The sequence below is a fragment of the Acinetobacter sp. PK01 genome (assembly GCF_022819285.1).
In the GTDB taxonomy this organism is placed as follows: domain Bacteria; phylum Pseudomonadota; class Gammaproteobacteria; order Pseudomonadales; family Moraxellaceae; genus Acinetobacter; species Acinetobacter tandoii.
This window is the reverse complement of sequence record NZ_CP094643.1, coordinates 100115-121536: the sequence shown is the minus strand read 5'-3', so window position 1 is coordinate 121536 and position 21422 is coordinate 100115. Positions and strand designations below refer to the sequence as shown.

Here is a 21422-nt window from a genome sequence, read left to right as displayed (position 1 = left end):
TGCCCTCTTAGCTGATTTTTTTACCGAAACCTGCAATATCTAATGGGAAGGACAAACCTAAAGAGACATCAGGTGCATCTTCTGTTAAGCCAATACCTAAAGTGCCATTCACAATGGTGTCTGGTGACACACGTACGCCCAATGAAATCGCAAAGGTTGAACTGGTTTGATCGGCTGGTGAGTAACTTTCACCTGAGGTATATGTAAATTCTGCACCCGTATTGAAACTCTGCTGGTATGACATGGTCATAGACACATCATAGTTAAATGAATAGGCGAAACCGAATGAAAAACCTCCGCTAATACCGGGATCAAATTCTTCAATGACTCGCGGACCACGACGCTGATCTAAACCTGACTCTTTGAAACCATAGTTCGCAGATACAGAAGCAAAAAGTACTACAGGATCAATATACTTACGTGTGCTGGCACCTACACCTGCTGAATAATAACCTTTACCGGTCGCCAAGTCGGAAGTTGGATTAATTTCATAAGGACTATCGCCTGTTTTGGTCGAGATGTTTCCAAATAAAATTAAAGGTAAACGTCCAGTTTTAAGCGGAAATGGTTCCCAACGTGTACCTAAAGAGATATCCCCTAAGCCTGCGGTAGAGGTATCTTTTAAATTATCCGTCTTTGCAACGAGAGGTAATGAAGCTGTAAAAGTTAAATTATCGAGTATCCCGTACTGTACAGTAAAAGTATTGGTCAAGGTGTGGCTGGCATTTTCCTGTACGCGTAATTGATACAGACTACCTTGTGCCATTTCTAAATCTAATTGGGTATCGCGATAATAGGTATAATCCACATCATAAAATGCAGAAATATCCCCTTTTTTAATTAAAGAATATTGACGCTCGTTTGAGGTAAATACTTCTTCAAGATTGGTCTGTTTAGTCGCATCACCTTCTTGTTGCTGCAAAGCACTCGAAGCTTGTTGTGGTGGTGTGGTATTGGTTTCTACACTTGATGCAACTGCTGTTTCTTGAGCTCCAACGGTTGTTCCCTGTGTTTCAGCTGTCATATCGGCTGCATAAGCAGTCCCCATCAAAATTTGAATACTTAGCACCAATAAAGTTTTATTCATCCATTGATTTTTCATTTCCGTCCACTCTATTCTTTTTTTATTTGCTTTAAACCGCTCTATTTGCTCTTGTAATATAGGCGTAAATGTTGATCGACATATTGGCCGTTCATCTCTGATTCTGGGTTATTATTGACAATTCTTGAGATCGTTGCCCCACGATCTGCCAATTTTTCCATATAAAACTGAGGATATTGAATATCAACCAGTGCATAACGGTTTACTGTTGCATCCTCAACATGGCGCATATCACTATCCTGTAATGCCAATAAATTTTTACGTTGTTCTGGTGGAACACTAATTAGAAATAAAGTGTTATTTTCCCAAACTTGCTTAAAGCGTTCCTCATCAAAACTAATGTTTCCCAAAGCAGGATCTGCTACATAAACACGACCATCTTTATAGGCTTTAAACACCACAAAATGTTTAAACCCTGCATAAGAAATTGGAACAATGGCTGGCTGTCCCTGTGCGACTAAATCTGAAAACTCACCTTTATACCCACCACTTTCTAAACCTAGTGCCGCGACAAAACGCTTCATATCCAGTAGTGAAAAGCTGCGACGCTCAATGATTCGCTCTGACTCTCCAAACTTGAGTAAGCCAGTCATGGTCTGTTGTTCCGTCAACTGTGTACCGACATAACCATTGAGCAATGTCGTTAAGGCAGCAGATCCACAGCTATAGTCATAGGCTTGACGTACAATGCCACGAAATTGATCAATTAATGCAGGTTGAATTTGAACGGTTTCACGGTGCATGCGGGTAAAGGAATCTTGCCGTGAATCCAATGTTTCAGTGTAATAAACTGCCTCAGGAGGTTTTTCTTTTATTTCAAAGGCTTGTGTGGCAAAATAATACATCAATGCCGAGCCCAATGCGATCTCTAACATATTCCCTAACTTTCTGGTGTTCGGCATGACGTGCCTGAAATTTATTATTTTTCTAGAGTAAAAACTCTATACTTCCTTGTATTTTGACAACATACCTGTTTTTTCAAAAAAGAAACAGCTTTTTCTTACATTTTTAGATGAACTGAATGGTTTTTTGTAAAAAAAAAGCGCGTGAATTCACGCGCTTTTTCTACGAAAGGATTAGTGACCAGAAATCGTAATCACTGCACCTGGTGTGTAAACACCTAAAGATGGGCTGAAATAGGTTTGTAAACCTTGTACTTCCACATCACCAATTGATGCGGCAGCTTGACTACCCAAATGTACACCTTTCACATAGTTATCTACTGCACCGCTAGAGCTGATAATACGTAAATAGCCTTTGTTTGCACCTTCTGTACCAATCACGCTGATTGATTGATTCAAGGTTAAATCTTTCGCATTAGCATCCGCAACTTTAATGCTGTCAACGAAGATTTGACCTGCTGCACGGTTACCAGTCGTACCATCACCAGTCCCTTGTTTGGTTGAGTTATCCAAAATACCGAGGTTGGTAATTTCTAAACCACCGATCATCTGTGCATTCAACTTCACCATCGCCCCTTGTGGTGCTGCACCCAATTGAATATTGGCAGACATAGGACCTGTTTTTAAAGATAGACCCGATAAAATTGCATTGTAGTTAGCATCATCTCCACCACGACGAATGTTGGTTGAAGCTGCTGTTGGAAGCGCACCTGAACCTGTTACGCCAATTTCCCCAATTTTAATATCTAAGCCAGAAACTTGTGCACCAATGTTCAGGAACGCACCGCCTGTTCCTGAAGTACCTGCATCCGTGTCAATGGTTAAGTCTGCAAGGTTACGTGAAGCGAGTAAGTATGCACCCGCATTATCATAGTTAGCACCAATCACAATACCTTTAGTTGCCGTAGCACCTGTACCATTGCCCTTAATTACAATGGCACCAGCAGTTGAAGTACCACCCAATCCCGCTGTTGCAAGACCGTCATTGTCATGAATGAATAATTTTTCAATTTCGACTTTAGAAATGCCAATACCGATATTTAAACCATCTTGACCCGTTGCCGCGCTTAATGAAGCATCATCCATTGCTTGCATAGCCATCGCATTCGCGCTAATAGCCATTGAAGAAACTAAAACAAGTTTAGTCAATTTTTTCATGTTCCACTCTCCCAAGAGTATTCTTTTTCTTTAATGTCAACCACTCGATGTATCTGTTGTTTTATTTGTTTTTCGACAACAGTACATAGTTCCTTGAGTGATCCGTTGGCACCCATAACGTTATAGGTCTGTTATTTTTTGTTCAACTGCTGTTGGTCGCAATGTGAATCTTGCCGACAAACGGTATTTACTATGTTGTTTCATTCACATTCGAGTAAAATATAAAATATTGTTTTAATGCCAGCTTTATTAAGCATATGACCACCCCCTCTATTTTCCAAAATGTTATTTTTAATCAACCTATTAATGTTCAAGAAATTCTGCTACGTCTAGATGATCTTCCGCATTTAATTTATTTAAAAAACAATCAAAGCCCGGTCATTGCTTTTCTCCCAAATCAATTTGAATGTGTAAAAAATGGCATCTGTCAAACTTACCAAAGAAAACAGATTGACCAATATGAACGGATTGAATCAAATTTAAGCTTCAATCAGTCCGAAGATATTCAGGTAAATTCTGATGGATTTCAGGGTGGCCTCATGGGCTTTATCAGTTATGATTTTGCCAGTGCACAACACGTGAATATTCACTCAAGAAATCAACCTAGTTTATGGCTTGGGGTATTTCAAACTTATTTAAAATTTCAGGATGATGCTTGGTATTTTTATAGTCATGAGCCAGAAGCTGAACAACTTTTCGAATTCATTCAAAATAAATTAGAATCGACATCGTCAAGTCCCCAATTACAACTTACACAAAGCTGTCATGCACGTTGGAATAAACAACAATATCAAGCGGCTTTTACACAAGTTCAAGAATATATTAAGGCTGGTGATTGTTATCAAATTAACCTGACCCAAGAATTTAAAGGACAAGCTGAAGGGCGTTTACTCTCTGTGGCACAAGCGTTCTGGCAGTTAACGGATGCACCTTATTCAGGTTATTTAAAAACTGAAGACTTCGAATTACTGAGCTGCTCTCCAGAGCTGTTTATCGAATTTTTAGCAGAAAAAAAACTGGTAACTAAACCGATTAAAGGCACTATGCCACGTTATGCAGATGCAGAGCGCGATGCGCAATCTAAACACCAATTGCAACACTCTCCTAAAGATCAGGCTGAAAATGTCATGATCGTAGACTTGTTACGCAATGATTTAAGTGTTTATGCAGAAACAGGGACAGTTAAAACACCTAAATTATTTGAGATTGAATCATTTAATCAAGTGCATCACATGGTCAGTGAGGTTACAGCAACCCTGAAGCCGAACGTCAAAGCTTTAGATGTGTTATTGGCAGCGCTACCTGGTGGCTCCATTACAGGCGCACCAAAAATTCGTGCCATGCAAATCATTGAGGAATTAGAAGGCGCGCCACGTGGGGCTTATTGTGGATCTTTGGGTTATTTTAATTTTAATGGCACAGGTTCATGGAATATTTTGATTCGTTCTATTCAGAAATATCAACAGGATATTTCTTTGTGGGCAGGCGGTGGCATCACGATTGCCTCTGACTGCGATGCTGAATATCAAGAATGTTTTGATAAAGTTTCTGCCATGCTGGATTTGCTCAACACATGGCAGAAGCCGCAATCTTAAGCCAAAATATCTTGCTTTAAGGTTTCAACCAAACGCTGATTTTGCTCATCGGTACCAATGGTAATACGCAAGAATTGATTAATGCGTGGCTTATTGAAATAACGCACGATAATGCCACACGCACGTAATTCAGCAGCTAACTCACCTGCATCTTTATTCGGTAAAGATGCAAAAATGAAATTGGCTTTAGATGGCAATACCACGAAACCAATCTCTTGTAGTTCATTGACCAATTTTTCACGACTACGAATGACTTTTTCACATTGCTGTTCAAAATACGTCTGATCTTCAAAAGAGGCCACGGCTGCAGCAATCGCAAAGCGATCCATTGGATAAGAGTTAAAACTATTTTTTACCGCTTCTAATGCAGCAATTAAATGCGGTTGTGCAATGGCAAAACCTACACGTAAACCTGCCAGTGAACGAGACTTAGATGTGGTTTGACAAACCACCAAATTCTCATATTTTTCCACTAATTTAACCGCAGATTCAGCACCAAAATCGACATAAGCTTCATCAATGACCACCACTGAATCAGGGTTGGCTTGCAAGACTTCTTCAATGGCTTGCAAACCTAAGGCAATACTGGTTGGTGCATTCGGATTAGTGATAATAATGCCGCCATTGGCTTGCTTATAATCATCGACCACAATCTCAAAAGCATCATTCAAGGGTAAAACTTTGGTTTTGACACCAAAAAATTGACTATAAACAGGGTAAAAACTGTAGGTAATATCAGGATAAAGGATGGGTTTATCTTGGACAAAAAAAGCCTTAAAGATATGTGCCAAAACTTCGTCTGAACCATTTCCAACAAAAACATTTTCCAATGCAACATTTTGTTGTTTAGCAATCGCCTGCTTTAAAGCGGAAGCATCAGGATCTGGATATAAACGTAAGGCATCCGCAGAATCTACTAGTACCGCTTGTACAGCTTCTACGACTTTCGGGGATGGTGGGTATGGATTTTCATTGGTATTTAATTTTAATAAATTTTGAATTTTGGGTTGCTCGCCTGGTACATACGGTTCTAATTCACGTACTTCAGGGCTCCAAAAACGCATTTGTTCAGTAGTGATTGACATCTTCATTTCTCTTATCTTTTTGTGTCCAAGACTACTCATCTAAGCTGAGGCAAAAGTTTTTAATGTTGCTTGATGGATTGAATCCTGCATACATCTCTAACATTGCTGTTCTAACTCTACCTAAACCTTATTTAGACTGTAAATCAGACGTTGGACAAATCATATTAAACTCAAGCTCTAGAGTTCTGTCTGCTCAAGATGCTCCCTTCTCCATATGAGATGCAGAAGGGAATATCAAACCTAATCTTGATAACGGTAGCGTGCCGAGCGAGCATGAGCATCTAAACTCTCTTGCTGAGCCAAGATATCAGCGGTTTTTGCCAGCGGTTTTACCCCTGCTTTAGAGCACATAATCAAACTTGAACGTTTTTGAAAATCATATACACCGAGTGGCGATGAAAAACGCGCTGTACCTGAAGTTGGTAAAACGTGGTTTGGCCCAGCACAATAGTCACCAATTGCTTCTGGAGTGTAACGTCCCATAAAGATTGCACCTGCATGGCGAATATCTTCTGCCATTTCTTGTGCTTCATCTAGACACAGCTCCAGATGCTCTGGTGCTACTTGGTTAATAAGATCAATCGCTTCTTGACGGTCTTTAACCAAGACCAAAGCCCCACGATTTGCAATTGAAGTGCGCGCAATTTCAGCTTTCGGCAATACGGCTAAATGCTCTTCTACGGCTTGAGCAACCTCATTCAGTAGTTGCTCATCAGGTGTAATGAAAATGGCTTGAGCGACGGTATCATGCTCGGCTTGGGACAATACATCCATAGCGAGCCATTTCGCATCATTTTCACCCTCAGCATACACCAAAATTTCTGAAGGACCTGCAATCATGTCAATGCCAACTTGGCCAAACACTGCACGTTTCGCAGCAGCGACAAAACGGTTACCTGGTCCAGTGATTTTATCTACACTTGGAATGGTTTCAGTACCATAAGCCAAAGCTGCTACCGCTTGCGCCCCCCCAATGGTAAACACGCGAGTTACCCCTGCCAAATGTGCAGCAGCAAGAACCAATGGATTTAACTCACCATTCGGTGCTGGAACCACCATAATAATTTCAGGTACACCTGCCACATGAGCTGGTACAGCATTCATCAATACAGAAGATGGATATGAAGCCAACCCCCCAGGCACATAAATACCCACCCGATCTAAAGGGGTTACTTTTTGACCTAAGGTATTACCCAAAGCATCAACATAAGTCCATCCTTCTTGTTTTTGCGCTTGGTGAAATTCGCGAATGCGTTCTGCGGCAAACTCAAGTGCTTCACGCACTTCCGAGTTTAAACCCTCAAATGCAGCTTTTAGTTCTGCTTGGGTTAATTCTAGATCTGAAAATTGATGCGCTGGATGTCGATCGAATTGTTGGGTAAGTTTTAGAACATGAGCATCACCGTGCTGACGAACATCAGCGATGATTTGATCTACGGTTTTTAAAAGTTCAGGATCACTTACAGTTTCAAAAGCTAACAAGTCAGCAAAAGCTTGCTTGAAGTTTTGATCTTGAGTCGATAAACGTCGCATCAATTTACCCACAAGGTTTGAATTGGAAAGCGTTAGTTTACCTTGTTTCCATGAAGTTGTGGGCAAGATAACATCAGCATTTCAATTTAGTCCCATCGGAAATGACTTTCATCAATATAAAAAGGCTGGATTAAGTGTTCACATCGGGATGATCCCAATCACCATCGCGCTGTATTAACCAATTTAAAGCACCATGCCGCTCTAATACAACCGACGCATTTAAACCCGCTGGTGCTTGCTGATGTTTGAGTCGAGCATCGACACATGCCCAATCATAACGATAGATCAAATCCGCTTCATCCAATAATTCTTCAATATCTCTCAGTTTTACTTGTGCCATAAATGCATCAAAAGAGTCACATGAAGAAACGGCCTGAATCGCAAAATCACAATCTGCAATGTTTGCAGGATAATCTAGCTCCTCAACTACACCGAGTGCCCAAAGTAACGTCCAATAGGCTTCATATTTCCAGATCATATTAATTACATCTTGTGTCGTGCCCTCACGATGGATAATCGCCAGTTCTTTTGGCGTCAATTCAGACCAAACATCAAATTTCTGTATGAGATCTATGATGAAAGCTTGAGTTTCATCATCAAACTGATCATGGTTAAGGTCACAAGCAGCTTGAATTACCAATAGACATGCAATTGCTCGTTTTGCAATTTGTTCTGCTGACCTTGGTTCAATCTCATCCGCAGCTTCAATATAAGGTAGCCAGTCAATATAAGGCACAGATTGTGATTGTAATTTTAAAATGGATGCTTGCTTTCTTTGTTCTGGAGTTTTCATATGACTCTTCATTATTCAAAAAGTGCTAGCACATTAAACCATTCATATATCGTTAAGTCAGTCATTTATTAACATCATGATTTTATTCTGTTTGTTGAAAAATTAAAAAACCGCCCCAAAAGGCGGTTTTAGAATATCATTTTAATTACGCGTGTTTTGCCTTTTGACGTTCTTCAACTGCTATTTCTAACTGTGCAAGAATTGGATTTAACAAGGCTTGTTTACGCTTAAAACTGGCTTTGTTTACAATCAAACGAGAAGACACTTTACAAATTTCTTCTAAAGGTTCTAAACCATTGGCACGCAAGGTATTTCCGGTATCAACCACATCGACAATGTAATCACCTAAACCAACTAATGGTGCCAGCTCCATAGAACCATAAAGCTTAATCACATCGACCTGCTCACCTAAGCTAGCATAGTATTGACGTGTTAAATTGACATACTTAGTTGCAATTTTCAGACGACCTTTCGGACGCTCCATGCCGACCTTACCAGCCGTCATCAATTTACAGTTGGCAATTTTAAGATCCAATGGTTCATAGACATTTTGTGCGCCATGTTCCATAAGCACATCTTTACCCGCAACACCAATATCTGCCGCACCATTTTCTACATAGGTCGGCACATCTGAAGCACGTAAAATTAAAATACGGACTTGCTTATGTGTGGTCGGAAAAATCAATTTACGGGATTTGTCTGGATCTTCGAGTAAATTGATACCCGCTGTTTCAAGTAAGGGTAAAGTTTCCTTGAGAATACGCCCCTTACTTAATGCCAATGTTAAACCATGATCAAAATTGCCCATTACATTGAAATTAGGATCATCGTTTCTCATGTCACTCATGCACTTACTCGCTTAATTTGAGCACCTAAACCTTGTAATTTTGCTTCAACATCTTCGTAACCGCGATCAATATGATAAATACGGTCAATCAATGTTTCACCTTCGGCAGCCAATGCAGCCAAGACCAAAGAGAATGATGCACGTAAATCTGTTGCCATCACGGGTGCCGCAGAAAGCTTCTCGACGCCAGTTACGATTGCATCATTTCCTTCAACTTCAATATTTGCCCCCATACGAGACAACTCAGGCACATGCATAAAACGGTTTTCGAAAATCGTTTCTGAAATAGTCGCAAAACCACGACCAATCACGTTTACAGCCATAAGCTGTGCTTGCATGTCTGTCGGAAAATCTGGATGCGGCAATGTACGAAAACTCACTGCTTTAGGACGTTTGCCCATCATATCCAGTTCAATCCAATCTTCACCACGGGTGACTTCCGCACCCATTTCTTCAAACTTTTCTAACACTGACTCCATTAAACTTGGATCAGTATGCGTGGTCTTCACACGACCACCCGTAATCGCAGCAGCAGCTAAATATGAACCTGTCTCAATACGATCGGCTACAACGGCATATTCACAACCATGTAAGCTTTCTACACCAGTTACAATTAATGTATCCGTATCTAAACCTTCAATTTTCGCCCCCATCTTGATCAACATTTTCGCAAGATCGGTAATTTCAGGTTCACGTGCAGCATTACGTATGGTGGTGACACCATCCGCCAAAACTGCCGCCATTAAGATATTTTCAGTACCACCTACGGTCACCATATCAAAGACAACTTCGCCACCTTTTAAGCGACCATCGACTTTGGCAAGCACATAGCCATTTTCAACTTCAATTTCAGCGCCTAAAGCTTCAAGTGCTTTTAAGTGCTGATCTACTGGGCGTGAACCAATTGCACAACCACCTGGTAAAGAAACTTTCGCACTACCATAACGTGCAACTAAAGGGCCAAGCACCAAGATTGAAGCACGCATGGTCTTAACCAATTCATAAGGTGCAAACTGGTTATCTAAAGTAGACGTATCTGCAGTAACCGTATCACCTTCATAAGTCATGGTGATGCCTAAACCTGCAATCAACTTCACTAAGGTATTTACATCTTTTAAATGCGGCACATTGGTCAATTTGATCGGCGAATCTGCCAAAATCATCGCTGCAAGCAATGGCAAGGCAGCATTTTTTGCACCCGAAATTCGAACTTCACCTTCGAGCTTAACACCACCTTGAATCAAAAATTTATCCATTAATTTTTAAGCTCCAAAAAGGCTAGCTTTGCGCCATTCTTCTTTTGTCATTGCGCGAATGGTCACAGCATGGACTTCACCACTTGCAATGTAAGAGTTCAACGGAGCGTAAACAGTCTGTTGACGCGCAACAGGACGTTTTCCTTCAAACTGATCATCAACAATTCGAAGATCAAACTTGCCCGCTTGCCCACTAACTGCTACTTCAGCTTCAGGAAAAGCAGTTTTCAAAATTTCAGTGAGCTGTTCACTATTCATGACAAAGACCTCTATACAGGACCAATGGTGTAAAACCCGCCATTTTACTATAAATCAAGTAAAATAAAGCATTCATCGCACAATTTTTATAGATAAAAAAAGGAGGTTTATTCAAACCTCCTCAGATCGGAATCCAGATTAAGCTAAAACTGGGGCATGATCCATTTGTAATTCTCGATGTTTATGTAATTGTCGTTTTAATTTTTCCGTCAATTTTTTAATTGAAGTGTACATATCATCTGCCGTGGCCTGTGCAAACAACTCTATACCCGGTAAGCGAATGATGGCTTCCGCAATATGATTCGAACTACCTTTTTTAGAATGTTTATCAATTTGATGATCTTTGGATAGCTTCACCTGCATACTATTGACTTGATCTAAATGTTTCGTCATTTGGGCAAATTTTTCACGAATATTTTCTTCAATTGCAGGGGTGATAGTTAAATGATGACCACGAATTGTTATTTGCATAATTCTATCCCTCACCTTCTTTTAGGATTAGCAAAGATACAGCCGAAATGTTTCACAGCCAGAAAAGAATCTGCACAATCTGATCAAGCCATTTCAACAGTCCTTTAAAATAAAAAAGAGATTCATTATTTCGTCATAATGAATCTCTAGAATAGCCATACTTTAAATTTTAGATCAAGACTTTTCGCTCGGAAGAAGATGGAATATGTAACGATTCACGATACTTTGCAACCGTACGCCGTGCCACATCAATTCCCTCTTCCTTCAACATATTCGCAATCGCGTTATCGGACAATGGCTTACGTGCATTCTCTTCGGCAATCATTTTCTTAATTTTCGCACGAATGGCTGTAGAAGAGGCTTCCCCACCCGATGTTGTACCCACGTGACTTGAAAAAAAATACTTCAATTCAAATAACCCACGCGGAGTCAACATATACTTATTGGTTGTCACGCGCGAGACTGTTGACTCATGCAACTCAACTTCTTCTGCAATATCACGCAACACCAAAGGTTTCATCCCTTCAGCACCGATTTCTAAAAAGGCTTTTTGATGCTCAACAATGCAAGAAGCCACTTTCAACAAGGTTTTATGGCGTTCGTCTACACTTTTAATGAAGTTTTTAGCTTCCAACATTTGATTACGCAAATATTGATTTTCATCACTTTGATCAGCTCGGCGAATCATATTGGCATAAAATGAATTAACTCTTAATTTAGGCATCACATCAGGATTTAACTGAATTTGCCAATGATCATTGCGCTTCATGACCACCACATCAGGAATTTGGTAATCAGAATCTTTATCCTCAAACTCAAGTCCTGGATGTGCTTTTAATGTTTTTAATAAATTTACCGCAGCTTTGAGTTGGTCAGTATTCAACCCCGTTTGTTTAAGCAACTTAGCCAGTTCATTCGAAATCAGCAATTCATAATGTTTAAGTAAAATTATCGCTTCATGGCGATAAGCCGTTTGTACAGGTAAACTTTCTAGTTGAACCATTAAACATTCAGCCAGATTTCTAGCGCCAATCCCAATTGGATCAAGACGTTGGATATGCTTTAAAACGACTATAACTTCTTCATCTTCGATAACTTCATCATAATCCATAGATGCCAAAAGATGTTGGACTGATGCCGTAATCTCTGAAATCTCTACATCCAAAAACCCCTTATCATCTAATGAGTCGATAATGCAGTAGGCAATTAAACGATCAATCTGAGAAAAATGAAGTAAATTAATTTGCTCAAGCATATGCTCTTTTAAGCCTATATGACCTTGGCGATTATCTTCTCGTTCTTCAAATTCTGGACTGCCCAAACTAGTTGATTGATGAATATAAACATCATCCCAATCCGTATCGACGGGTAAATCATCTGGTAAATGATCTGCATTCAATTGATTAGTCAAATCGTTATTATCATGTTCTTTTTCTAAGCTTGATAAACTTTCAACACTATTTTGCTCTTCTACTTTTTCCAATAATGGGTTACTGTCGAGTTGAATTTGAATTTCTTGTTCCAACTCTAAACTAGACAATTGAAGCAAACGAATGGCCTGTTGCAACTGAGGAGTCAGCGACAATGAGTTCGCAACTTTAAGCCCAACCGATAACTTCATATCACCCTACTCATTATTAATCAACAAATACAAGCAATTTTTATGCCGCTTTGCAATTTTATAGCATAGTTTTATTAAAAATCATACAAAGTTTTATCTATAATTTATGTAATCCGCAGTTCTCTTTATCATCACCATGATCTCCCCTCAAATTAACAATTCAATAATAAGTATAAGGCTAAGCAGATTATTACCTGAGTAATTTTAAGTAGATAAATTACGTGATATTGGTAATACCACGAATGCTTAAACCATATCTTCAAATATTTATGCCAAGTAAGTCTGCGATAAGTTTTTATACAAACTCAGGGTACATTACGTGCCTAAGTCGAATTCTACAGAATCTATTCGAGGCTATTAGCAAGAATAAAAGACCGCAAGCCAGATGGTGATTTGGTTAGGATCCGTCTGAACCACTTTGTGTTTAACGTGTGCAGGAATATTGATGTAATCGCCCGTGGACAACTCACGTTTTGAACCGCCCTCAAATTCTAGTATTGCTTTCCCTTCAACAACCATGACCCATTCATTCTCATCCTGATCATACCAACCTTTATCAGGAGAGCTATGTCCTTTAGAAACAATACGCTCTATTCTTATGGTTAAAGCATGAATAATCTCTTCACTTACTTCTACGCTTAGATCTTTTGGCAGTGAATCGAATATATTAACTGAATTCATTCTTATAGATTCGTCTTATGTAATTTATCCAATTATATCTTATCCATCTATTCATTATTTTCCATATAAAAAAACACCCCCTTCTTATTAGAAGGGGGTGTTTGAATTAATGAGCTGGCGATGACTTACTCTCACATGGGTAACCCCACACTACCATCAGCGCTAAGAGGTTTCACTTCTGAGTTCGGGAAGGGATCAGGTGGTTCACTCTTGCTATTGTCGCCAGCACAACTGTTTATGGATACTTGCTTGGTCTTAAGTTTACATTTCTGTATGTGCCAAGGTTTTTTCCAAATGAGTTATTAACGGATTAGTTAACTGAGTCGAATTTTATGTTCTAGCTTTCACTAAATCAAGTTTTTTGTTTCAGATCAGGGTTAACTGATCTTTTATGAATCGATTATAAGCTTTAAATACAACTGCTTGGGTGTTGTATAGTCAAGCCTCACGAGCAATTAGTATTGGTCAGCTTCACATATCACTATGCTTCCACATCCAACCTATCAACGTCGTAGTCTTCAACGGCTCTTTAGAGGACATAAAGTCCTAGGGAAATCTTATCTTGAGGTAGGCTTCCCGCTTAGATGCTTTCAGCGGTTATCCCTTCCGAACATAGCTACCCGGCGATGCGACTGGCGTCACAACCGGTACACCAGAGGTTCGTCCACTCTGGTCCTCTCGTACTAGGAGCAGATCCTCTCAAATTTCCAGCGCCCACGGTAGATAGGGACCGAACTGTCTCACGACGTTCTAAACCCAGCTCGCGTACCTCTTTAAATGGCGAACAGCCATACCCTTGGGACCTGCTTCAGCCCCAGGATGAGATGAGCCGACATCGAGGTGCCAAACACCGCCGTCGATATGAACTCTTGGGCGGTATCAGCCTGTTATCCCCAGAGTACCTTTTATCCGTTGAGCGATGGCCCTTCCATACAGAACCACCGGATCACTAAGACCTACTTTCGTACCTGCTCGACTTGTGGGTCTCGCAGTTAAGCGCGCTTTTGCCTTTATACTCTACGCGTGATTTCCGACCACGCTGAGCGCACCTTCGTACTCCTCCGTTACTCTTTAGGAGGAGACCGCCCCAGTCAAACTACCCACCAGACATGGTCCTCGTCCCGGATAACGGGACAGAGTTAGAACCTCAACATTACCAGGGTGGTATTTCAAGGACGGCTCCATTGGAACTGGCGTTCCAACTTCAAAGCCTCCCACCTATCCTACACAAGTAAGGTCAAAGTTCAATGTCAAGCTGCAGTAAAGGTTCACGGGGTCTTTCCGTCTAGCCGCGGGTACACTGCATCTTCACAGCGATTTCGATTTCACTGAGCCTCTGCTGGAGACAGCGCCGCCATCATTATGCCATTCGTGCAGGTCGGAACTTACCCGACAAGGAATTTCGCTACCTTAGGACCGTTATAGTTACGGCCGCCGTTTACTGGGGCTTCGATCAAGAGCTTCGCTTACGCTAACCCCATCAATTAACCTTCCAGCACCGGGCAGGCATCACACCCTATACGTCCACTTTCGTGTTTGCAGAGTGCTATGTTTTTAATAAACAGTTGCAGCGGCCTGGTTTCTGTGGCTGCCAATAGCTCAGGGAGCAAGTCCCATCACCGTCAGCAGCGTACCTTCTCCCGAAGTTACGGTACCATTTTGCCTAGTTCCTTCAGCAGAGTTCTCTCAAGCGCTTTGGTCTACTCGACCTGACCACCTGTGTCGGTTTCGGGTACGATTCCTGTGTAACTGAAGCTTAGAGACTTTTCCTGGAAGCATGGTATCAGCCACTTCACTGTACAAGTACAGCTTGCTATCAGTTCTCAGCATAGAGTACCCCGGATTTGCCTAAGATACATGCCTACAACCTTCCACCTGGACAACCAACGCCAGGCTGACTTAACCTTCTCCGTCCTCTCATCGCATTACACAGAAGTATTGGAATATTAACCAATTTCCCATCGACTACGCCTCTCGGCCTCGCCTTAGGGGTCGACTCACCCAGCCCCGATTAACGTTGGACTGGAACCCTTGGTCTTTCAGCGAACGGGTTTTTCACCCGTTTTGTCGTTACTCACGTCAGCATTCGCACTTCTGATACCTCCAGCATACTTCTCAATACACCTTCATCGGCTTACAGAACGCTCCCCTACCACTTGACTAATGTCAAATCCGCAGCTTCGGCACATAGTTTTAGCCCCGTTACATCTTCCGCGCAGGCCGACTCGACTAGTGAGCTATTACGCTTTCTTTAAAGGGTGGCTGCTTCTAAGCCAACCTCCTAGCTGTCTATGCCTTCCCACATCGTTTCCCACTTAACTATGATTTTGGGGCCTTAGCTGGCGGTCTGGATTGTTTTCCTCTTGACTACGGACGTTAGCACCCGCAGTCTGTCTCCCGGATAGTACTCATAGGTATTCGGAGTTTGCATCGGTTTGGTAAGTCGGGATGACCCCCTAGCCGAAACAGTGCTCTACCCCCTATGGTATTCGTCCGAGGCGCTACCTAAATAGCTTTCGGGGAGAACCAGCTATCACCAGGCTTGATTAGCCTTTCACCCCTATCCACAAGTCATCCCCTGGCTTTTCAACGACAGTGGGTTCGGTCCTCCAGTTAGTGTTACCCAACCTTCAACCTGCTCATGGATAGATCGCCTGGTTTCGGGTCTACACCCAGCAACTAAACGCCCTATTAAGACTCGATTTCTCTACGGCTCCCCTATACGGTTAACCTTGCTACTGAATGTAAGTCGCTGACCCATTATACAAAAGGTACGCAGTCACCGAACAAGTCGGCTCCCACTGCTTGTATGCATGCGGTTTCAGGATCTATTTCACTCCCCTCACAGGGGTTCTTTTCGCCTTTCCCTCACGGTACTGGTTCACTATCGGTCAGTCAGGAGTATTTAGCCTTGGAGGATGGTCCCCCCATATTCAGACAAGGTTTCACGTGCCTCGCCCTACTCGACATCATCATGTAAGCCCTTTCGTGTACAGGACTATCACCCACTATGGTTGCACTTCCCAGAGCATTCCACTAAAACTTACATGACTTAATGGGCTTTTCCCCGTTCGCTCGCCGCTACTGAGGGAATCTCAATTGATTTCTTTTCCTAAGGGTACTGAGATGTTTCACTTCCCCTCGTTCGCCTTGCAACACTATGTATTCATGTTGCAATACCTACCTTATAGTAGGTGGGTTCCCCCATTCAGAAATCTCCGGATCAAAGGATATTTGCCGCCTCCCCGGAGCTTATCGCAGGCTATTACGTCTTTCATCGCCTCTGACTGCCAAGGCATCCACCACATGCACTTAATTACTTGACTATACAACCCCAAACAGTCGCTAACACATACAAGTGAGTGTTATCGTTGCAAACTTAATTGCTACTGATTTGTTGTCTGTGCACTTAAGCACTGTACAGCTTCAATCTAAATTCATATACCAAAACGCTTGATTCAGTGTTTTTGCTAGTTCTCAATCAACTTAGATCAAAGAATTACTTCTTCTTTCTTCGTCATTGAGTGAACAATTTATTTCAGACTCAATTTTCTAATCTGTTAATGATTAACTACAGCCTCGTCAGCTTGCAGTAAACTGTGATAAATCACAGAAGTTAACAAGACGCGCATATTACGCTAACTTCTTATTAATTTCTATAATCTAATACTTCGTTTGCTTGTTTCTTAGCTCATTGCAATGCAATGTGATGGTGGAGACTAGGAGAGTCGAACTCCTGACCTCCTGCGTGCAAAGCAGGCGCTCTACCAACTAAGCTAAGTCCCCAGCTTATCAATAAGTCAATGTTTCTGATCTTCCGTACTTCGTCAGTAGTGGTGGGTCTGACAAGACTTGAACTTGTGACCCCACGCTTATCAAGCGTGTGCTCTAACCAACTGAGCTACAGACCCTCAGATACATCGTCATGAAGAACAACTTGTTGTGGATTCTTACCAATCGTCAATCTTTCGTTAAGGAGGTGATCCAGCCGCAGGTTCCCCTACGGCTACCTTGTTACGACTTCACCCCAGTCATCGGCCACACCGTGGTAACCGCCCTCTTTGCAGTTAGGCTAGCTACTTCTGGTGCAACAAACTCCCATGGTGTGACGGGCGGTGTGTACAAGGCCCGGGAACGTATTCACCGCGGCATTCTGATCCGCGATTACTAGCGATTCCGACTTCATGGAGTCGAGTTGCAGACTCCAATCCGGACTACGATCGGCTTTTTGAGATTAGCATCCTATCGCTAGGTAGCAACCCTTTGTACCGACCATTGTAGCACGTGTGTAGCCCTGGTCGTAAGGGCCATGATGACTTGACGTCGTCCCCGCCTTCCTCCAGTTTGTCACTGGCAGTATCCTTAAAGTTCCCACCCGAAGTGCTGGCAAATAAGGAAAAGGGTTGCGCTCGTTGCGGGACTTAACCCAACATCTCACGACACGAGCTGACGACAGCCATGCAGCACCTGTATGTAAGTTCCCGAAGGCACCAATCCATCTCTGGAAAGTTCTTACTATGTCAAGACCAGGTAAGGTTCTTCGCGTTGCATCGAATTAAACCACATGCTCCACCGCTTGTGCGGGCCCCCGTCAATTCATTTGAGTTTTAGTCTTGCGACCGTACTCCCCAGGCGGTCTACTTATCGCGTTAGCTGCGCCACTAAAGCCTCAAAGGCCCCAACGGCTAGTAGACATCGTTTACGGCATGGACTACCAGGGTATCTAATCCTGTTTGCTCCCCATGCTTTCGTACCTCAGCGTCAGTATTAGGCCAGATGGCTGCCTTCGCCATCGGTATTCCTCCAGATCTCTACGCATTTCACCGCTACACCTGGAATTCTACCATCCTCTCCCATACTCTAGCTGACCAGTATCGAATGCAATTCCTAAGTTAAGCTCAGGGATTTCACATCCGACTTAATCAGCCGCCTACGCACGCTTTACGCCCAGTAAATCCGATTAACGCTCGCACCCTCTGTATTACCGCGGCTGCTGGCACAGAGTTAGCCGGTGCTTATTCTGCGAGTAACGTCCACTCATCAAGGGTATTAACCTTAAGAGCCTCCTCCTCGCTTAAAGTGCTTTACAACCAAAAGGCCTTCTTCACACACGCGGCATGGCTGGATCAGGCTTCCGCCCATTGTCCAATATTCCCCACTGCTGCCTCCCGTAGGAGTCTGGGCCGTGTCTCAGTCCCAGTGTGGCGGATCATCCTCTCAGACCCGCTACAGATCGTCGCCTTGGTAGGCCTTTACCCCACCAACTAGCTAATCCGACTTAGGCTCATCTATTAGCGCAAGGTCCGAAGATCCCCTGCTTTCCCCCGTAGGGCGTATGCGGTATTAGCATTCCTTTCGGAATGTTGTCCCCCACTAATAGGCAGATTCCTAAGCATTACTCACCCGTCCGCCGCTAAGCTAAGGTGCAAGCACCCTCGCTCCGCTCGACTTGCATGTGTTAAGCCTGCCGCCAGCGTTCAATCTGAGCCATGATCAAACTCTTCAGTTTAAAATCAATAGTGCTTTATTCTAAACACCAAATCTGGCTCATCAATTTTCTGACATTAATTTCTCAAATAAACTTCGAGTAATTTCTACCATCAATCAATGAAAATAATTTCGATCAATCAATCAGTAAAAATCCACACAAGTTGTTCTTCATAATCTCTTAATGATCTTCTCGATGATTCGTCATCATCAAGCTAGGTCGGCTATGTTACTCTAATCTAAATCAAAGTCAACAGGTAATTTCGATATTTTTAAAACTCATTCAATCAATCTAAAAATTTAACTACCAAGCTAAATCCTTGTTAATCAACAAGTTTTTATCTGCATCACCGCCGATGGATGTGCATTCTACAGCATTCTCAACTCGTTGCAATATCATTTCCCCAATTTATTCAAAAAAAGCATTTAATTGGTTATTTAATCAACGAAAAATCCTTTTTATTACATATTTTGATCAAATTTGTTTTAATACTATGAAGAAAACAACTGTTACAATACATTCTATACTCTAATTATTTTAGACTTCTTGTGTTACTTATGACATTAAGCGCTGTCTTGGATCTATTATGCAACATACTCACTATTATTTATGTGCGACACTTTTAGCTGTTAGTTTTGCTTCTACCGTTCAAGCAAATGATGATCTATCTGCGACAGCTTCAAGTGACACTCCTATAAATGAAGTTACACCTGATGCATCATCAAGTACTCAAGTTTCTAGACTTGAATCATTAAAAGAACTCAAAAATGTAAAAGCAAATGATTTAAAAGTGAATGCAAATGCAGCTCAACCTGATAGCATCAAAGATCCTCTAGAAGCATTAAATCGTGAAACATTTGCGTTTAATGATTTCTTAGACCGCAATTTTGCGCGACCAATAGCGGTACAATATAAAACTAAAGTGCCTGATAGCGTCCGTGGTGCTTATCGTTCATTTCGTAAAAACTTAAATGAACCTTGGAATGCCGTCAATCAATTAGTACAAGGCCGTCCATCACGTGCTGCGAAATCTTTAGGACGTTTTACTATTAACACCGTAACAACTTTAGGTTTTGCAGACCCTGCACGACGTTTGGGTTTGGATATGGAAGAAGAAGGCTTTGGTACGACGCTTGGTTATTACAGCGTGCCATCTGGTCCGTATTTAGTTTTACCTATTATTGGCCCAAGTACTTTCCGAGATGGCATTGGTTTCTTTGTTGATGGTCAAGCACGACCACAAAAGTATATGTTTGACAATAACGATGGTGTTTATTGGTCGGATCAACTCTTACGTGGGATTGATGCACGTGCACAAATTCTGGATGTAGAAGATGTACTACAAGGTGACCGCTATGCCGCGATTCGTGATATTTACTTACAACGTAAGAATTTTGAGATTGCACAAAAGCAAGGACTAGATGCCGATACTATTTCATTTGTGGATGAGGAATCGGATGATGGTATTGATGACACTCCAGATGAAGATACTTCAAAGCCTTCTGAATAATTTGTAAAACTTATTTGCACTGAAAAGCATTATTTTTTCTAGCAATTACTTGATTGATATAGTACATCTAACGAGTACAGCTAAAGGATCATACAATATATATATGTATTTCATTCAACCAACGCGCAATATTCCTTATTTAGATCAAGTCATTAATACACTTCCAAGCGTACAAATGATTCAAATAGATGATATTGACTTGTATGATCCTACGATTATTGCGATTGCCGATGTACAAGATTATCTGATCCATCAGTGGAATTTACCCACCATAGTGATGGCTTTTGAAAATGAAGGTACAGCTTTAGCCCAAGCTTGGGAACTCGGTGCACTTGCGGGGTGGATCTGGAATCGCTTACCTGCGAATCCAGAACATTCATTATTAAAAATTGATGCCCAGTACAAGCGTAATCAAGATAGTCGTGATCTTCCCTCAGCAGCTGAACTACAAAAACGTCTACTTCCCAATCCTATCGAATTAACGAACTATCGAGTTGAAACACTTTTTCAACCCTCAGCTTATCTTTCTGGTGATTGGTACGATTATTGGAAACTCAGCGACAAAGAAATAATTTTCTATTTAGCCGATGTTTCTGGCCATGGGGTTACCAGTAGCTTACTCACCTCATGGATGGCTGCTTTTCATGGCCGCTCGAAAACCCCAAGAGAGCTGATTAAGAAACTGAATGGGATGTTGGTACAAGAAAATATTGAAAAGCACATCACCATGATTGCGGGCACGCTCAATTTAGAAACCCATGTATTGAAATGGTCAAGTGCAGGACATTACCCTCCAGCAATTATGTTTGAACCCAATCATCCACCTAAAATTTTAAATACCAGCAGTTTTCCACTTGGTTTAACTGAAGATTTAGAAGTAGAAGAATTTGAATGTGTATTAAATAAACACTCTCGTTTCATTATTTGTTCTGATGGCGCCCTTGAACCATTTGATGGTGGATTGAACGAACAATTCGAACAATTGGTCTTCCATTTGCAAAATCAATCATTCCAAGCACCTGAACACGTGGCGGATGATATTGCCATCTTAAGTTTATGTAGAATGAATTAGTTTAATTTTCAATAATTTAAACATTTTAATAGGTATCTACGACTCAAGAA

General features: G+C 41.6%; 15 protein-coding genes, 2 tRNA genes and 3 rRNA genes. 3 read left to right on the top strand and 17 right to left on the bottom strand.

What is annotated here, in order from left to right:
- Positions 1-7: 7 nt before the first annotated feature.
- From MP622_RS00565 to MP622_RS00555, 3 genes are all read right to left on the bottom strand, one after another.
- On the bottom strand, positions 8-1102 hold the full coding sequence (locus MP622_RS00565; RefSeq protein ID WP_243792003.1) for a transporter: 1095 nt from the start codon (positions 1100-1102) through the stop codon (positions 8-10).
- A gap of 41 nt (positions 1103-1143) precedes the next feature.
- Positions 1144-1977: a C39 family peptidase gene (locus MP622_RS00560; protein ID WP_044740841.1), complete on the bottom strand. Its 834-nt coding sequence runs from the start codon at positions 1975-1977 to the stop codon at positions 1144-1146.
- A 201-nt stretch (positions 1978-2178) separates the two neighbouring features.
- Entirely contained in the window at positions 2179-3162 is a 984-nt protein-coding gene (locus tag MP622_RS00555) for a DUF6160 family protein (RefSeq protein WP_243792001.1), read from the bottom strand.
- Positions 3163-3419: 257 nt separating this feature from the next.
- On the opposite strand from MP622_RS00555, the gene pabB reads away from it, so the two are divergent.
- Positions 3420-4757, top strand: coding sequence for an aminodeoxychorismate synthase component I (pabB, locus tag MP622_RS00550; RefSeq protein ID WP_243791999.1), 1338 nt, complete (start codon positions 3420-3422; stop codon positions 4755-4757).
- Here the strand turns inward: pabB and hisC are convergent.
- The 14 genes from hisC to MP622_RS00480 form a co-directional block, all read right to left on the bottom strand.
- Positions 4754-5842 carry a histidinol-phosphate transaminase gene (hisC, locus tag MP622_RS00545; protein WP_016167319.1) on the bottom strand — a complete coding sequence of 363 codons (1089 nt, stop codon included), beginning with the start codon at positions 5840-5842 and terminating at the stop codon, positions 4754-4756. The genes pabB and hisC overlap by 4 nt on opposite strands.
- 240 nt (positions 5843-6082) lie before the next feature.
- Positions 6083-7387 (bottom strand): histidinol dehydrogenase, encoded by a 1305-nt coding sequence (gene hisD / locus MP622_RS00540; protein WP_026441186.1) that lies wholly within the window; start codon positions 7385-7387, stop codon positions 6083-6085.
- A gap of 118 nt (positions 7388-7505) precedes the next feature.
- A complete protein-coding gene (locus MP622_RS00535; RefSeq protein WP_243791997.1) occupies positions 7506-8168 on the bottom strand; it encodes a DUF4272 domain-containing protein in 663 nt (220 codons plus the stop codon).
- 145 nt (positions 8169-8313) lie between these two features.
- Entirely contained in the window at positions 8314-9015 is a 702-nt protein-coding gene (hisG, locus tag MP622_RS00530; RefSeq protein WP_243791995.1) for an ATP phosphoribosyltransferase, read from the bottom strand.
- Positions 9012-10271, bottom strand: coding sequence for a UDP-N-acetylglucosamine 1-carboxyvinyltransferase (gene murA / locus MP622_RS00525; RefSeq protein ID WP_044740847.1), 1260 nt, complete (start codon positions 10269-10271; stop codon positions 9012-9014). Before murA ends, hisG begins: the two co-directional genes overlap by 4 nt.
- A gap of 6 nt (positions 10272-10277) precedes the next feature.
- Positions 10278-10529: a BolA family iron metabolism protein IbaG gene (gene ibaG, locus MP622_RS00520; RefSeq protein WP_016167324.1), complete on the bottom strand. Its 252-nt coding sequence runs from the start codon at positions 10527-10529 to the stop codon at positions 10278-10280.
- Positions 10530-10667: 138 nt separating this feature from the next.
- Positions 10668-11000, bottom strand: a complete 333-nt coding sequence (gene raiA / locus MP622_RS00515; RefSeq protein WP_016167325.1) for a ribosome-associated translation inhibitor RaiA — start codon at positions 10998-11000, stop codon at positions 10668-10670.
- A gap of 169 nt (positions 11001-11169) precedes the next feature.
- Complete coding sequence (locus tag MP622_RS00510; protein ID WP_243791983.1) at positions 11170-12621, bottom strand: RNA polymerase factor sigma-54; 1452 nt, start codon at positions 12619-12621, stop codon at positions 11170-11172.
- 357 nt (positions 12622-12978) lie between these two features.
- On the bottom strand, positions 12979-13302 hold the full coding sequence (locus MP622_RS00505) for a cupin domain-containing protein (RefSeq protein ID WP_243791981.1): 324 nt from the start codon (positions 13300-13302) through the stop codon (positions 12979-12981).
- Between the two features lie 112 nt (positions 13303-13414).
- A 5S ribosomal RNA gene (rrf, locus tag MP622_RS00500) occupies positions 13415-13529 on the bottom strand.
- A 207-nt stretch (positions 13530-13736) separates the two neighbouring features.
- Positions 13737-16628: ribosomal RNA gene (locus MP622_RS00495) — 23S ribosomal RNA — on the bottom strand.
- Between the two features lie 384 nt (positions 16629-17012).
- A tRNA-Ala gene (locus MP622_RS00490) sits at positions 17013-17088 on the bottom strand.
- Positions 17089-17136: 48 nt separating this feature from the next.
- Positions 17137-17213: transfer RNA gene (locus MP622_RS00485), tRNA-Ile, on the bottom strand.
- Positions 17214-17274: 61 nt separating this feature from the next.
- Positions 17275-18811: ribosomal RNA gene (locus MP622_RS00480) — 16S ribosomal RNA — on the bottom strand.
- Together the 16S, 23S and 5S rRNA genes with 2 tRNA genes alongside form the textbook arrangement of a ribosomal RNA operon.
- Before the next feature lie 565 nt (positions 18812-19376).
- On the opposite strand from MP622_RS00480, the gene MP622_RS00475 reads away from it, so the two are divergent.
- A complete protein-coding gene (locus MP622_RS00475; RefSeq protein WP_044738936.1) occupies positions 19377-20300 on the top strand; it encodes a VacJ family lipoprotein in 924 nt (307 codons plus the stop codon).
- 103 nt (positions 20301-20403) lie between these two features.
- The gene (gene gigA / locus MP622_RS00470; RefSeq protein ID WP_044738937.1) at positions 20404-21372 is read left to right on the top strand and encodes an RsbU family protein phosphatase GigA; all 969 of its coding nucleotides are present in this window, start codon (positions 20404-20406) and stop codon (positions 21370-21372) included.
- Positions 21373-21422: the final 50 nt, after the last annotated feature.

What these genes read in the sequence shown, in the direction of transcription:
- MP622_RS00565 (WP_243792003.1), bottom strand. Translation starts at nt 1,102, where the DNA reads ATGAAAAATCAATGGATGAATAAAACTTTATTGGTGCTAAGTATTCAA.
- MP622_RS00560 (WP_044740841.1), bottom strand. Translation starts at nt 1,977, where the DNA reads ATGTTAGAGATCGCATTGGGCTCGGCATTGATGTATTATTTTGCCACA.
- MP622_RS00555 (WP_243792001.1), bottom strand. Translation starts at nt 3,162, where the DNA reads ATGAAAAAATTGACTAAACTTGTTTTAGTTTCTTCAATGGCTATTAGC.
- pabB (WP_243791999.1), top strand. Translation starts at nt 3,420, where the DNA reads ATGACCACCCCCTCTATTTTCCAAAATGTTATTTTTAATCAACCTATT.
- hisC (WP_016167319.1), bottom strand. Translation starts at nt 5,842, where the DNA reads ATGTCAATCACTACTGAACAAATGCGTTTTTGGAGCCCTGAAGTACGT.
- MP622_RS00535 (WP_243791997.1), bottom strand. Translation starts at nt 8,168, where the DNA reads ATGAAAACTCCAGAACAAAGAAAGCAAGCATCCATTTTAAAATTACAA.
- hisG (WP_243791995.1), bottom strand. Translation starts at nt 9,015, where the DNA reads ATGAGTGACATGAGAAACGATGATCCTAATTTCAATGTAATGGGCAAT.
- murA (WP_044740847.1), bottom strand. Translation starts at nt 10,271, where the DNA reads ATGGATAAATTTTTGATTCAAGGTGGTGTTAAGCTCGAAGGTGAAGTT.
- ibaG (WP_016167324.1), bottom strand. Translation starts at nt 10,529, where the DNA reads ATGAATAGTGAACAGCTCACTGAAATTTTGAAAACTGCTTTTCCTGAA.
- raiA (WP_016167325.1), bottom strand. Translation starts at nt 11,000, where the DNA reads ATGCAAATAACAATTCGTGGTCATCATTTAACTATCACCCCTGCAATT.
- MP622_RS00510 (WP_243791983.1), bottom strand. Translation starts at nt 12,621, where the DNA reads ATGAAGTTATCGGTTGGGCTTAAAGTTGCGAACTCATTGTCGCTGACT.
- MP622_RS00505 (WP_243791981.1), bottom strand. Translation starts at nt 13,302, where the DNA reads ATGAATTCAGTTAATATATTCGATTCACTGCCAAAAGATCTAAGCGTA.
- MP622_RS00475 (WP_044738936.1), top strand. Translation starts at nt 19,377, where the DNA reads ATGCAACATACTCACTATTATTTATGTGCGACACTTTTAGCTGTTAGT.
- gigA (WP_044738937.1), top strand. Translation starts at nt 20,404, where the DNA reads ATGTATTTCATTCAACCAACGCGCAATATTCCTTATTTAGATCAAGTC.